Origin of the sequence: Flavobacterium sp. K77, from assembly GCF_021608205.1 — a bacterium.
GTDB lineage: Bacteria > Bacteroidota > Bacteroidia > Flavobacteriales > Flavobacteriaceae > Flavobacterium > Flavobacterium turcicum.
Genome location: NZ_JAKIHO010000001.1, coordinates 1,251,640 through 1,266,111 on the forward strand (window position 1 = coordinate 1,251,640; position 14,472 = coordinate 1,266,111).

The 14,472-nt window shown below is 34.3% G+C and carries 13 protein-coding genes; 8 read left to right on the plus strand and 5 right to left on the minus strand.

The window, feature by feature from the left end:
• Positions 1-101: 101 nt before the first annotated feature.
• Positions 102-758, plus strand: coding sequence for a fructose-6-phosphate aldolase (fsa, locus tag L1S34_RS05570; protein ID WP_166137560.1), 657 nt, complete (start codon positions 102-104; stop codon positions 756-758).
• Positions 759-869: 111 nt separating this feature from the next.
• On the opposite strand, the gene L1S34_RS05575 is transcribed toward fsa, so the two are convergent.
• A complete protein-coding gene (locus L1S34_RS05575) occupies positions 870-2,531 on the minus strand; it encodes an MFS transporter (RefSeq protein WP_236363159.1) in 1,662 nt (553 codons plus the stop codon).
• Between the two features lie 482 nt (positions 2,532-3,013).
• Between L1S34_RS05575 and L1S34_RS05580 the strand changes: the two genes are divergently transcribed.
• A complete protein-coding gene (locus L1S34_RS05580) occupies positions 3,014-4,633 on the plus strand; it encodes an ABC-F family ATP-binding cassette domain-containing protein (RefSeq protein ID WP_236363160.1) in 1,620 nt (539 codons plus the stop codon).
• 72 nt (positions 4,634-4,705) lie between these two features.
• Here L1S34_RS05580 and L1S34_RS05585 read toward each other — a convergent pair whose 3' ends face one another.
• Positions 4,706-4,879 carry a hypothetical protein gene (locus L1S34_RS05585; protein ID WP_236363161.1) on the minus strand — a complete coding sequence of 58 codons (174 nt, stop codon included), beginning with the start codon at positions 4,877-4,879 and terminating at the stop codon, positions 4,706-4,708.
• 201 nt (positions 4,880-5,080) lie between these two features.
• Between L1S34_RS05585 and pyrR the strand changes: the two genes are divergently transcribed.
• The 6 genes from pyrR to L1S34_RS05615 all read left to right on the plus strand — a co-directional run bounded on the left by pyrR (position 5,081) and on the right by L1S34_RS05615 (position 9,379).
• A complete protein-coding gene (gene pyrR, locus L1S34_RS05590) occupies positions 5,081-5,620 on the plus strand; it encodes a bifunctional pyr operon transcriptional regulator/uracil phosphoribosyltransferase PyrR (protein ID WP_236363162.1) in 540 nt (179 codons plus the stop codon).
• Positions 5,621-5,664: 44 nt separating this feature from the next.
• A complete protein-coding gene (locus L1S34_RS05595) occupies positions 5,665-6,591 on the plus strand; it encodes an aspartate carbamoyltransferase catalytic subunit (protein WP_210788993.1) in 927 nt (308 codons plus the stop codon).
• 75 nt (positions 6,592-6,666) lie between these two features.
• On the plus strand, positions 6,667-6,999 hold the full coding sequence (locus L1S34_RS05600; protein WP_236363163.1) for a ribonuclease Z: 333 nt from the start codon (positions 6,667-6,669) through the stop codon (positions 6,997-6,999).
• Positions 7,000-7,066: 67 nt separating this feature from the next.
• Entirely contained in the window at positions 7,067-7,972 is a 906-nt protein-coding gene (locus L1S34_RS05605; protein ID WP_236363164.1) for a ribonuclease Z, read from the plus strand.
• Positions 7,973-8,060: 88 nt separating this feature from the next.
• Complete coding sequence (pdxH, locus tag L1S34_RS05610; protein WP_236363165.1) at positions 8,061-8,705, plus strand: pyridoxamine 5'-phosphate oxidase; 645 nt, start codon at positions 8,061-8,063, stop codon at positions 8,703-8,705.
• Between the two features lie 167 nt (positions 8,706-8,872).
• Positions 8,873-9,379, plus strand: a complete 507-nt coding sequence (locus L1S34_RS05615; RefSeq protein WP_236363166.1) for a CAP domain-containing protein — start codon at positions 8,873-8,875, stop codon at positions 9,377-9,379.
• A 595-nt stretch (positions 9,380-9,974) separates the two neighbouring features.
• Here the strand turns inward: L1S34_RS05615 and L1S34_RS05620 are convergent.
• From L1S34_RS05620 to L1S34_RS05630, 3 genes are all read right to left on the minus strand, one after another.
• Complete coding sequence (locus L1S34_RS05620) at positions 9,975-11,915, minus strand: OmpA family protein (protein ID WP_236363167.1); 1,941 nt, start codon at positions 11,913-11,915, stop codon at positions 9,975-9,977.
• A 10-nt stretch (positions 11,916-11,925) separates the two neighbouring features.
• Positions 11,926-12,834, minus strand: coding sequence for a PorP/SprF family type IX secretion system membrane protein (locus tag L1S34_RS05625; RefSeq protein WP_236363168.1), 909 nt, complete (start codon positions 12,832-12,834; stop codon positions 11,926-11,928).
• 141 nt (positions 12,835-12,975) lie between these two features.
• The coding region (locus tag L1S34_RS05630; RefSeq protein WP_236363169.1) for a DUF7507 domain-containing protein at positions 12,976-14,472 on the minus strand (1,497 nt) is incomplete at its 5' end.

Below are 14,472 nucleotides of genomic sequence, written 5' to 3' on the forward strand. Positions count from 1 at the left end.
CCTCGCTTTTTTTGCGAGGATATAGCGAAAAGCACGACCCGTAGCTTTGCGGAGGGTAACGCCCAAAAGAGTAATAACACACAATTAAATATACAACAATTATGAAATTTTTTATTGACACAGCTAATTTAGCTCAAATTAAAGAAGCGCAAGCATTAGGTGTTTTGGATGGTGTAACTACCAATCCGTCATTGATGGCAAAAGAGGGCATTACAGGTAAAAACAATATTCTAAAGCATTATGTTGACATTTGTAACCTTGTTGAAGGTGACGTAAGTGCTGAGGTAAATGCTCTTGATTACGAGGGTATGGTTAAAGAGGGTGAGGAGCTTGCTGACTTACATGACCAAATTGTGGTAAAATTACCAATGACCAAAGAAGGGGTTATGGCTGCTAAATATTTCTCAGATAAGGGAATTAAGACCAATGTTACTTTAGTGTTTTCTGTTGGGCAAGCTATTTTAGCTGCTAAAGCGGGAGCAACTTATGTGTCGCCATTTGTGGGACGTTTGGATGATGTTTCAACAGACGGATTGGCATTGATTGAAGAGATTCGTTTGGTTTACGATAATTACGGTTACGAAACTCAAATTTTAGCTGCATCAGTGCGTCATACAATGCATATTGTAAATTGTGCTAAAATTGGTGCTGATGTAATGACTGGCCCGTTATCAGCAATTTACGGTTTGTTAAAACACCCTTTGACAGATATTGGATTGGCGCAGTTTGTTGCTGATTTCGAGAAAGGAAATAAATAAAACATTTTTCGGTGTACACTTTTTAGTCAAACTGGATGAAATAAAAAAATCCCATTCGCCGCGGCGAATGGGATTTTTTGTTGGTTTGGTTTTGGTTAGTTTGTTGCGAAATTAGTGTCCTCCACCAACTTCTATTTCTTTTCCGATTCCTTGTTTTTCTAGAATACCAATCACTTTCCAACCGTAAAATGCAATGAATGCAAAGCAAAGTACAGGAATAAAGTAAGAGGTATGAATACCAATAATATCGGCTAGTTTACCCTGTAATGGAGGGATAATTCCACCACCCAAAATCATCATTACTAAAAATGCAGATCCTTGTGAAGTATATTTTCCTAATCCAGCAATAGCTAATGAGAAAATAGATGGCCACATAATACTTAAGAATAAACCACCGCTCATAAAAGCAAAAATAGCAATAGTACCTGTGGTGAATAAACCGATTAGCATGGCTGTCATTCCCATTAAGCCAAAAATCATTAAAGTTCTTGATGGTTGATCTTTTCCTAAAAAGAATCCTGCAACTTGAAATAAAATTACAAAAGCGTAAGCATAAAGCGGCGTTACATCTTGTCCTGAAATGGCATTAGCAGTTAATACAACTCCAAAGGCAACATAAGGAACAACGATTAATAATATTTTTTTCATTTGAGAAGATGGATTAAAAACAGTAATCGCACCAGCCCAACGACCAATCATTAAACTTCCCCAATACATAGACATGTAAGGCGCTAATCCTGGTCCTGAAATGGAACCAAAGTCAGGAGTTACTAATAATTCACCCAAGTTACTTCCAATTGTAACTTCTACGCCAACGTAAGCAAATAAAGCTAACATTCCCAAAACCAATTGAGGGTATTTCATGGCTCCCCAACCCTCAGGATTTTTTTGTGCAGTTGTGTTAGCAAACAAAAGTCCAACTACAACAATTAATAATGTAGAAACTGTTAGCCCCAAGCCTAAGAAATCTTTTTCTTTGTTTTCGATAAATCTTGTGATGAATTCAGGATCTTCATAACGAGAGAAAATATAAGCAAATACAGCAACTAAAATCACTGTAATACCAATTAATGTTTTCATGGCTTTATTTGCTGTTTCAAAAGTAGAATCACTTTTACCTGACGGTAATTTTTTTGAAAATTGAAATAAAGCAGCTGCAAGTAAAAATAATCCTCCTACGAAAACATATAAAATTCGCATGGAATCTAATGAATCAGGTCTTTGAGCGTATTCTTCAATGTTTACACCTGCAATTACTCCAAATAACGCAATTGAAACTACAATTGGTCCAATAGTAGTTCCGAAAGAATTAATTCCTCCAGCAAGGTTTAACCTGCTTGAAGCGGTATGTGCTTCTCCCAAAGATGCTGCGAAAGGTTGCGCAGAGGTTTGTTGTAATGAAAAACCTAGTGCAACAATAAATAAAGCGCCAAGGATAAATAGGTAACTCCCTTGTGTAACGGCAAGTATCATCAATAAAGCACCAAAAGTACTAATCAATAAGCCGTAGATAATTCCTTTTTTAAATCCCCAACCGTTCAAAATGTCTTTTTTGGCAATGCTACTAAAAATAAATAGCAGCAAGGCTCCAATATAATAGGCTCCATAAAAAGCAAAATCGATTAATTGACTTTGAAATTGGTCTAAACCAAATTTGGCTTTACAAAATGGAATAAATACTCCATTTGATGCTCCAATAAATCCCCAAAAAAAGAACACTGTAATTAGCGTATACAGGGCAGAATTATTAGACTTTGTTTGTTCTGAATTCATACGTGTAAATTAATTTAAAATTAGAAATAGCAGATATGTGTTGCTGTTAGAGCGTAAATATATTTGTTAAGTGAATTAAAAAAAAATTAATCGAACGAAATAATATTATAATTATCGAATAACTAGTTTTTAATCGAGATATCTGCTTTTTTTTCAAACTTTTTATTTGATTTTCTTAGAACTAGTGTCGTACGTCTGTTACTATAGATAAGTTGAATCATTATTTCGTTATTACTTGCGTATTTAAGTTATGTCAAGTAACTCGCTTGTGAAGCGTTTCTTTTGTTTTGTAGTTTTATATACTAGACTATTAATTAAAAAAGGAGCTTTGCTTTCTAAAAACCATTTGTCATTTTGAAAGAACAATTTTAAAAATATGTTTGTTTTACGGGCAATCGTAATAGAATATGCACCATTTTTTTTGATGGTTTTTAAACCGTATTTTTTTTGTATTTTTGCAAAAATTTTATAATCAGATCTTCATGTTAACAGTTAATAATTTATCAGTTCAATTTGGCAAGCGAATTTTATTCGACGAGGTAAACACTACTTTCACGCACGGAAATATTTATGGTGTGATTGGTGCTAATGGTGCTGGAAAATCTACCTTTTTGAAAATAATTTCGGGTGATATGGATCCAACTTCTGGACACATTCATTTAGAGCCAGGCAAACGTATGTCTGTTTTGAACCAAAATCACAACATGTTTGATGAGCATACCGTTCTTGAAACTGTAATGATGGGTAACAAAGTGCTCTATGCCGTTAAAAAAGAAATGGATGAGCTGTACTTAGATTATAATGATAAAAATGCGGATAGAATCGGCGAATTGCAAGTGCAATTTGAAGAAATGAACGGTTGGAATGCTGACTCTGATGCTGCAGCTATGTTGTCTAACTTAGGTATTAATGAGGATAGTCATTACATCTTAATGGCTGATCTTGAAGGAAAAATGAAGGTACGTGTGCTTTTGGCGCAAGCTTTATTTGGGAATCCTGATTTATTGATTATGGATGAGCCTACCAACGATCTTGACTTTGAAACGATCGCTTGGTTAGAAAATTTCTTGGCTAATTATGAGAATACAGTAATTGTGGTATCTCACGACAGACACTTCCTGGATGCGGTTTGTACGCATATTTCTGATATCGATTTCAATAAAATTAGTCACTATTCTGGTAACTATACGTTTTGGTATGAGTCTAGTCAATTAGCTGCTAAACAACGTGCGCAACAAAACAAAAAGGCTGAGGAGAAAAAGCAAGAGTTAGAAGAGTTTATTCGTCGTTTTAGTGCCAACGTTGCTAAATCGAAACAAGCTACTTCTCGTAAAAAAATGATTTCTAAATTAAATATTTCTGAAATCAAGCCTTCAAGCCGCAGGTATCCTGCTATTATATTTGATCAAGATCGCGAAGCAGGAGATCAAATTTTGAATGTACAAGATTTAAGTGCCACTGTAGATGGTGAACTTTTATTCAAAGGAGTCGATTTGAACATGGCCAAAGGAGATAAGATTGTTCTTTTCTCAAGAGATTCGCGTGCTACAACCGCTTTTTATGAAATTTTAAACGGCAATCAAGTTGCTGATTCAGGTAAATTTGATTGGGGAGTTACTACAAATCAAGCTTATTTACCAAGCGAAAATCATTCTTTTTTTGATAATGACTTAACACTAGTCGATTGGTTACGTCAGTATGCTAAAACAGAAGAGGAGCGTGATGAGGTTTTTATCAGAGGATTTTTGGGTAAAATGATTTTCTCTGGCGAAGAAGCTTTAAAAACAAGTAAAGTACTATCAGGAGGAGAAAAAGTACGTTGCATGTTGTCTAGAATGATGATGGAGCGTGCTAATATTTTGATGTTAGATGAGCCAACCAATCACCTGGATTTGGAGTCGATTACTGCATTCAATAACTCGCTTAAAAACTTTAAAGGTTCTGTGATTTTTACAACACACGATCACGAGTTTGCACAAACTGTAGGTAATAGAGTAGTAGAGCTTACGCCAAATGGTGCTATTGATCGTTACATGACATTTGATGAATACCTTGAGGATGATAAAGTTCAAGAATTACGAACTAGAATGTATACGGTTTAATTACAAATTACTTATCTATAAAACAATACCTAAACCCCAACTGCACTAGCCGTTGGGGTTTTTATTTGGATTCTATTTACGTCCTAAGATTCTTGAAATTATAAAGGCTAGTATGGCTAGTATGGCTACTACAATAAAAATTCCTACGCCAACACCCGCTTTAAAAATACCTTCGATTAAGGAACAACTTGATATGGTGAGTAAAACGAGTACTAATAGAAAGACTCTTGATATTTGCTGAAACATAAGGTAGAGGTTTTAATGGTTAGTGAAGTGACAAAAGTAAGCGAATTACAAGTATGTGGGTTATACAATTCTGTTTGGTTTTTACACGATTGTCATATTTAAAAAGTTCTTTTGAAAATAATTTGCGCTTTTTTCTCCTAATTGAATTACCAAAAGCTAAAATTGAATTTGTATATTTGCTTAACAATCTACCTTATTACTATGAGTCAAAAAGTATTACTTACTGCACAAGAAGTTACTATCATACTGCATCGTTTGGCTTGTCAATTAATTGAAAAACACTCAGATTTTTCAGATACAATTCTAGTAGGAATTCAACCTCGTGGTGTTTTTTTGGCAGAGCGTTTAAAACAAATCTTAGAGCAAGAATATAATACACCGGCAATTGCGTTAGGCTATCTAGATATCACCTTTTTTAGAGATGATTTTAGAAGAACTGATAAACCTCTGGAAGCAAACAAAACCAAGATCAATTTTATTGTCGAAAATAAAAAAGTAATTTTTATTGACGATGTACTTTATACCGGTCGTAGTATTCGATCGGCATTAACAGCAATTCAATCTTTTGGGCGACCTTCAGAAATTGAACTTTTGGTTCTGGTAGACAGACGTTTCAGTAGGCATTTGCCAATTCAACCCGATTACAGAGGTAGGCAAGTTGATGCCATCAACAACGAAAAAGTAAAAGTTAGTTGGAAGGAGCAAGAAGGCGAGGATGGCGTGTATTTGATTACAAGCTAATACAAGCGAAACTATCAAGTAAAAACATATAATCGTAAACTAAAATGAAAGAATTAAGCGTAAATCATTTATTGGGTATCAAGTACATTACAAAAGATGATATTGACCTAATTTTTGAAACTGCGGATCATTTTAAAGAAGTAATCAACAGACCTATTAAAAAAGTACCTTCGTTACGAGATATTACGATTGCCAATATATTTTTTGAAAACAGTACCCGAACTAAATTATCATTTGAATTAGCTCAAAAACGATTATCTGCTGATGTTATTAGTTTTTCGGCAGCGCAGTCATCTGTTAAAAAGGGTGAAACCTTAATTGATACCGTAAACAATATTCTCTCCATGAAGGTTGATATGGTGGTAATGAGACATTCCAATCCTGGAGCCGCTTATTTTTTGAGTAAAAATGTAAAAGCCAGTATTGTAAATGCAGGCGATGGCGCACATGAACATCCTACACAGGCCTTGTTAGATAGCTATTCTATTCGAGAAAAATTAGGAGAGGTAGCAGGTAAAAAAGTAGTTATTGTGGGTGATGTTTTGCACTCCCGAGTTGCACTTTCTAATATTTACGCGTTGCAAATGCAAGGTGCTGAAGTTAAAGTGTGCGGACCTAAAACATTAATTCCTAGACACATCGAATCCTTAGGTGTTACAGTCGAACCTAATTTGCGCAAAGCATTAGAATGGTGTGACGTAGCCAATATGTTACGAGTACAAAACGAACGCATGGATGTGAATTTTTTTCCTTCAACTCGTGAGTACGCCCAACAGTACGGAGTGGATCTTCCGTTGTTAGAATCGTTGAATAAAGAAATTGTCATCATGCATCCTGGTCCGATAAATCGTGGAGTTGAGATTACTAGTGAAGTGGCTGATTCTGGTCAATCGGTTATCTTGAATCAGGTTGAAAATGGAGTAGCAATCCGTATGGCGGTAATTTATCTTTTGGCTTCTAAAATTCAATAGTTTGTTGAAAAACTTCGTAAATTAGCCAAAGCAATACAATTACATTATAAAAATTGATTTCAGAATAATTACAAAATGAAAGTAGATCAAAAAGGACATACTATCACCATTAAAGATACACAAGGAGATTTAATGGGATTTTTGATGAAAGTAACACACCAACACAAAACCTTTGAAACGCACAATATAATAATTGATTTGTTGGCGTACAAGGAAGTTTCAGTTGCTGATGTAAAGTCATTTGCTCCTTTGGCAAAACAACACAGAAAATTAAAAAAATCATTTGTCATTGTGGTAGCTGATTTTGATTTTAACGCACTTCCAGCCAAGTTGACTGTTGTACCTTCATTACTTGAAGCACATGATATTATTGAAATGGAAGAAATTGAACGTGATTTGGGTTTTTAAACTTATTCTCAAATCTTGAAAGTGTTGCAAAAAGGAATACCTCTAAATTAATTGAATACGAACCCCTTTGAAACTAACTATCCTTGGTTGCTATGCCGCCACTCCGCGCACTTTTACCAATCCTACTTCGCAAGTATTAGAGATAAAAAACAGACTTTTTTTGATTGATTGTGGCGAGGGTACTCAGGTACAACTCCGAAAGAACAAGATTAAGTTTTCTAAGATCAATCATATTTTTATATCCCATTTGCACGGTGATCATTTTTTTGGCCTTGTTGGTTTGGTTTCTACCTTTTCATTATTAAATAGAACGACTGATTTGCACATTTACGGTCCTGAGGGAATTAAGGATATTATCCTACTTCAACTTAAATTATCAAACGCTTGGACTAATTATGGTTTGTTTTTTCATGAATTAAAATCGCTCGATAGTGAGATTATTTATGAAGATGATAAGGTAGTAGTGAAAACGATTCCTTTAAAGCATCGTGTTTATACGAACGGCTTTTTATTTGAAGAAAAAGTTGGAGAGCGAAAATTAAATGTTGCAGCCGTACAGCAATACAAAATAGAAACTTGCTATTACCAAAACATCAAAAACGGTAGAGATATTACATTAGATGATGGCACTATCATACCTAACACGGTATTAACTTTCGATCCTGACGCTGCCAAGAGCTATGCCTTTTGTTCGGATACTATATATCATGAAGCAATTATTCCCATTATAAAAAATGTTGATGTATTGTATCATGAATCGACATTTTTGCAGTCAGAAGAAGCTTTAGCAAAAAAAACATTCCATTGCACCGCACAAGAAGCAGCCTTGATTGCCCAAAAAGCAGCGGTCACGCAATTGATATTAGGTCATTATTCTACACGATATGATTCTATTTCATTATTTAAAGCCGAAGCTGAATCGATTTTCCCCTTTGTTCTTTTGGCTGAAGATGGTAAAACTTTCGAGTTCTAAAATGATATACTGTAGAAATAAGGAGCTGTAACTACAATCAGTTCTGATTTACTAAATAGATTTTCACAATAAATTAAAATATATAAGTATGAATGATTTAAGTAATTATCGTAAGTCTTATGATAAAAATGAACTATTAGAGTCGACAATACCAACTAATCCGATGGAATTATTTGATTCATGGTTTCGAGAAGTTGAGGATGCAGGAGGAGAGTTTGAAGTAAATGCAATGACTGTTGCTACAATTGGTAAAGATGGGTTCCCAAAATCGAGAGTTGTTTTATTAAAGCAAGTAACACAAGAAGGATTTGTTTTTTACACCAATTACAACTCCGAAAAGGGAAAAGCTATAATTTCTAATCCACAAGTTTGTTTGTCATTTTTTTGGCCTAATCTAGAGCGCCAAGTAATAATTAAAGGTATTGCTGTTAAAACAAGTCCTGAAGTATCGGATGCCTACTTTAATTCGCGCCCATTAGGAAGTAGGTTAGGGGCTATTGTATCGAATCAAAGTGATATTGTTGCCGGAAGATCATTTTTAGAGGATGCCTTGACGGAGTTAGAAAATGAAATGATAGACAAAGAAGTAAAAAGGCCAGAACATTGGGGTGGATTTTTAGTTTCACCAGTTGAAATTGAATTTTGGCAAGGAAGACCCAATCGTTTACATGATCGAATTCGATTTACAGACAATCAAAACGGGGTTTGGAATTATAACCGTTTGGCACCTTGATGTAAGATAAATACCTGTTTATTTTTTGTAATGATGTAGTTCATCGATTTTTTTTGGTACTTTAACGATAATGCTTGTATATTTGTCAAAGAAATCAAGGAAAAAATTAATGATGTATTAAAGTTTTTTGCCCCACAACCTACTTTAATTTTAATCTACTATTTATTATGAAAAAAACTTTACTCCGTATCTTTTTGATTGCAAATGTTATCTTAACTATGAATTCTTGTGCATCTGATGGTTCAGAAGCAGAAACGCAACCAACAGCATCGCTTGAAAAAGTAGTAAGTTATGAGTATAATACTATCGAGATTGAAACGATGGATTTGATCAATAAATACAGAGTGAGTAAAGGTTTAAATCCGTTGCAACGTATTAATCACATGTCATTCAAATCTGAAGAACATGATAATTATATGATTGCAAACAATGTAGTAAACCATAATGATTTTGTTGCAAGATCTGAAAACATTATGAAGACTTTAGGTGCAAAAAAAGTAAGCGAAAATATAGCATACAATTTTAACACGCCAGAAGCTGTTCTAAATGCATGGTTAGCAAGTCCAAGTCACAAAGAAAATATCGAAGGAAATTTTACACACTTTGGCCTAGCAATTAAAGAGAATCCAGCAAATGGTAAAAAGTACTATACTAATATCTTTGCTAAAATATAAGTTGAGTTTGTGATAAAAAAAGCTGCCTTCTCCCCAAGAGGCAGCTTTTTTTTGTTATTAAAATAGGGTAGTGACCAGCTATTTTTATTTACCAATTTCGGTTTTTTGCGTTTAGGAATGCAGTTAGGCCTTCAATTCTTTTACTTTTAATAATGTATTTAATTTAGTTTTGAGAGACAATTTTGCATTACAAGTACACTTTTAGCACTAACGTGTTTTTAGTGCTATACGCTCTTCTTTTTCACGTTTAAAAGCAATACCTTATTGATAGTTTAGAGAAGACGTAGGTCATGAAAAGGGTCGTAGCTAATAAATACTATTTTTAAAATTGCCGCATAACGATTATGGGACTAATATCAATTGATAAAGTATCTAGTTGTTTTATACGCGCAGTTGAAAATTATTGCATTGCCTTTTAATTTTGTAAAGAAGTTTTATATCTTGAATACGGTTTTAAAGATTTTATCCTTACTTATATTTTGATGTCGTATCCAAATTAGTTCTTTGATCCACAAATCTTGTCGTAAAAAAAAAAAGGAGTAGTGTCAACTACTCCTTTTTTCAATCAGTTTGAAAACTGTTTATTTAACTCTAATTATAAAGCTGTAACTATAAACTCACTTCTTCTGTTTAGTTGGTGTTCTTCTTCGGTACACGTTACTCCATCAGCACATTTGTTTACTAACTGAGTTTCACCGTATCCTTTTCCAGTCAAACGATTTGCATTGATACCTTTAGAAATTAACCAATCAATTGTCGCTTTAGCTCTACGATCAGATAATGCTTCATTGTATTTGAAGGTTTGTCTGCTATCTGTATGCGATCTTATATCTAGCTTCATTGTTGGGTTTTGTTGCAATACATCTAATATTTTTTCTAAGTCAAATGCTGCAGCTTGCTTGATAGTTGATTTATCCAAATCAAAATAGATCATTTTAATATTGAAACATTTTCCTAAATCATCACCAATTGCAACTTTGCATTTTGAACTTTCTAAAGCAATTGGAACATATGTTTTTTCGTTCTCTTTTTTGGTTTCTGCTTTTACTTCTTTTGTTGTAAACTCAGGATATTGTCCTCTTACAAAATATATCTTATCGCATTCCACGTTAAATGAGTATTTGCCCTGAGCATCCGCTTGTTGAGTTTTAAGCGTGTTGTATTGCTCATCTAATAACACTATTGTTGCATTTGCTAAACCGGTCGAGGTACTCAAATCAGTAACAACTCCATACAATACATGTTCGCATTTTATCTTTTTGAGTTCTAAAAATTTATAAATATCATCATATCCTTTTCCACCATCTTTATTAGATGTAAAAAAACCTTTTCGTGATGTTGTATCAAGATAGTATGCGAAATCATCTTTAGGAGAGTTGATATCCGATCCGACATTTTCAACAGTTCCCCAAGTGGAATCGCTGGTCAATGTAGATACAAATATGTCTAATCCTCCTAATCCTGGGTGCCCATCAGATGAGAAATACAATTCGTTATCTTGACTAATAAAAGGGAATGTTTCTCTTCCTTCAGTGTTTATACTTTTGCCTAAGTTTTCAGGATTGCTAAAACTGCCATCGGCGTTAATTGCAACTTTAAATAAATCAGATTGGCCAATTGTGCCTGGCATATCAGAAGCAAAATAAAGCGTTTTTTCGTCAGGACTAAGCGCTGGGTGGGCTGTATTATAATTGTCACTAGTGAATGGAAGTGCAATAATGTTAGTCCAAGTGTTGTTCACTTTGATGGCTTTGTATATTTTTAAAAGTGTTACTTTCTCTGTGTTTTTTCCTTTTTTACCATCTAGAAAATTATTTCTAGTAAAGTACATAGTGTTGAGGTCTTTGGTGAAAACAGGTGTTGATTCATTGAACTTGGAGTTTACATTTTCATCAAATTTTGTCGGTTTTGATGTAGCAGAACTTTGATCCAAAGAGGCACTGTACAGGTTGGTAAAGTGTTGATTAGTCCACTTGTGTTTACGTTGGCTAATGCCACCCGTATCTCTCGCTGATGTAAAGATAATTTTGTCGTTGTAAATGGTTGTTCCGTAATCAGAATAAACAGAGTTAATTCCGGCATCTTCAATTGTGTAACGCCCTGAATTCTTTTTTATTTGTTCTAAGTAATTGGTGTTTTTCTTGTATAAAATCCCTCGTGAATCACCACCTGATTTTTTTGTAAATTCAAGAAGTATTCTATCCGCTTTGTCATTTTGACCGATGGCTCTTAGAGATTGAGCATATCTGTAGTAATATTCAGTTTCTAAATCGGAAGTATTCATTTCGAAAAGAGCCTGGTACCATTTCGCCGCTTGATCTAATTGTGCATTAAAATAGTAAGAGTTGCCAAGTTTTTTGAACATCTCTGCAGATTTATATCCTTTTTCAGCTACTTTTTCATACGTTTTAATAGCATCTATAAAAGCATAATTTTCATATTCCTTGTTAGCTAATTTTACTTGTGACTTTTGAGAATATCCTGATATTGAAATGGTAATCAATAGAGTGATACAAAAGAGTATATTCTGTTTCATATAATTTTATTTAGAAGAATCGTGGAGCTACTATTTTACCGTTATTTTTGAAAATATCATAGCGAATAAATATTTCGTGTGAGCCTCTGTTGTAGTTTTTCAAATTTGTGGTTTCGTTGTCAAAACCATAACCAATGTACATACCTTCGCTTACTTGGAATCCTACCATAGCACTAACAGCGGCACTCCATCTGTAGGCAAGTCCAACAACAAATTTTTCGTTAAACATAAAATTTCCAGAAATATCAACTTGTAAAGGTGTTCCAGTAACTAACTTTGACAAAAACGCAGGCTTAAACTTTACACTATTGTTCAAATCAAATACATATCCTCCAATTAAATAGTAGTTTATTCTTTCTTTTAAAATAGCTACTTCATTATCGTCATAGCGACTGGATTCGATGAAATTAGGAACAGATAAACCCAAATATGCCTTATCTGAATGTAAGTACAAACCTGTACCTATATTAGGGGTAAACTTATTATTGAAATTTTGTAGAGTAGGATCTGATGTAACAGGATCTAATCGTGAAGGATCTAAATTTAACAAGTTGGCTGTTCCTTTTAAACCAAAAGCAAGTTTATAACTTGGAGATATTTGTATGCTGTATGATAAATCTGCAGATATTGTTGTCTCGTTCGTTGGACCAATTTTATCGTTAATAAATGACACCCCAAGTCCGAGGTTGCTGTTATTTAAGGGCGTATTAATAGAGCCTACATTAGTAACAGGTGCACCATCTAATCCTACCCATTGCGCACGATGTAGAGCAAAAATACTCATTGCCCCTCTAGAGCCTGCGTATGCTGGATTAATATTTATGGTATTGTACATGTACTGCGTGAATTGGGAATCTTGTTGTGCAACGCTCTTGTAAGCTGTAAGTAGCAACAAAACAAAAAATATTTTCGTCTTCATAGTGGGCTTTTTTAATATAATGGTACCTAAGCTGTAATGTGTTCTTAAGGTTGTAATCGATTTATTTCATCTTTGCGTTAGTTCGAGTAATATTAAATACAATCCTGAGATAGGTGTTGCTCAGGATTGTATTTGTGATTATTATCTTGAAAGATACAAATATCCATCTAATTTTTTTGTTTCAACTCTATTACTGTCATCGACTGATTTGTATGTCAAGATATAGAAGTAAGTTCCAGTTGGTAGTCCAGCTGATTGTTGAATTGTAGATCTACCTCTAGAAGTACCATCAAAATTATTAGTTTCGTTATTGTAATTTTTCGTTTCGAATACTAAAACTCCCCAACGGTTGTAAATCTCAACTGTGTTTTCTGGGTAACATGTTGCATCAATATTGTCAATTACAAACACTTCATTGATACCATCACCGTTTGGAGAAAATGCCTTGTGAACTTTTATAGTTCCGCAACCTAACACAATGGCTGCATCTACTATTGCGTCATCAGAAGTACTTACCTCATTATTTTGAGGTGTTTTTCCTTTTGCGAAGGCCACGTTTGTAACACTTAAATTAGTGATGTCGCTTTGAGTTACTCTGTAGCTTTGCTCGTATTCTTTAGACGCTCCTGGTAGTAAAGTGTCGATAGTTTCATTCATACCAGTAAGCGGGTCAGTTACAACAATCTGTGCTAAAGTTACATTTCCATTGTTTGTGACTTTAATGGTGTAATTGATGACGTCTCCAACATTGATATAGTTTTCAGTACTAGATGTTTTTACAACCAATAAACTAGGATTTTGTGCAATAGGTGTTATCGTGCATGTTGTACAAGTTGGAATTACAGGACAGGTCGTGCAAGGTGTTGGATCAGTAGATGTTGCAGTTACAGTTGATCCATTTGGTAAGCTACCTTTTACTATTGCTAAATTATACACGAAGCCAGCATCAATATCATTTTGAGTTATTGTATGAACTGCTGTATATGTTGTAGAATTTGTTGCACCAACAGCTAAAAGAGCTATAGGTCCACCGTTTACAACAGCGTTATCATCTGTTAAAACTACGTTTGTCAAGTCTACATCACCAGTGTTTTTAATCACAAATGTATATTGTATTGTATCACCGATGTTTGCATTTCCGCTACCATCTTTGTCAACATAAGTACCTTCTTTCAAAACTGAAATTCCAGGATTATAGATTGGTTCATTTACTTTGACTATCACAGTTGCAGTAGAGCAATTAGAAGAATTTATAATTTCGCAAATTTCATATTTGATTTCGTATGTTCCTGGTAATGTCCCAAGTGGAATACTTACTTGTCCATTAGTTGGGTTAAGAACAGGTACAGGTGAATTTGTAGCTGACGTTGCAGGTCTTGTTACAGTTATTACCACAAGTGTAGTAGTAGCTTGTTCTCCATTTAATGTATCTTTTCCAGAACCGTTATCCAGTAATACGTTACCAGCATCTGTTGTGCCGGCTGTTGCTGTAATTGCATCGTCTTTTGCGAGAATTTTAAGAGGCGTAACTGTTAAAGTTCCGTTTACAGCAGTAACATTATAGTTAGGATTGCTACCTAAAGTTACCACGATAGGATAAGCACCTACGTTAGAGAACTGCGTAGCAGAAGTTGCAAG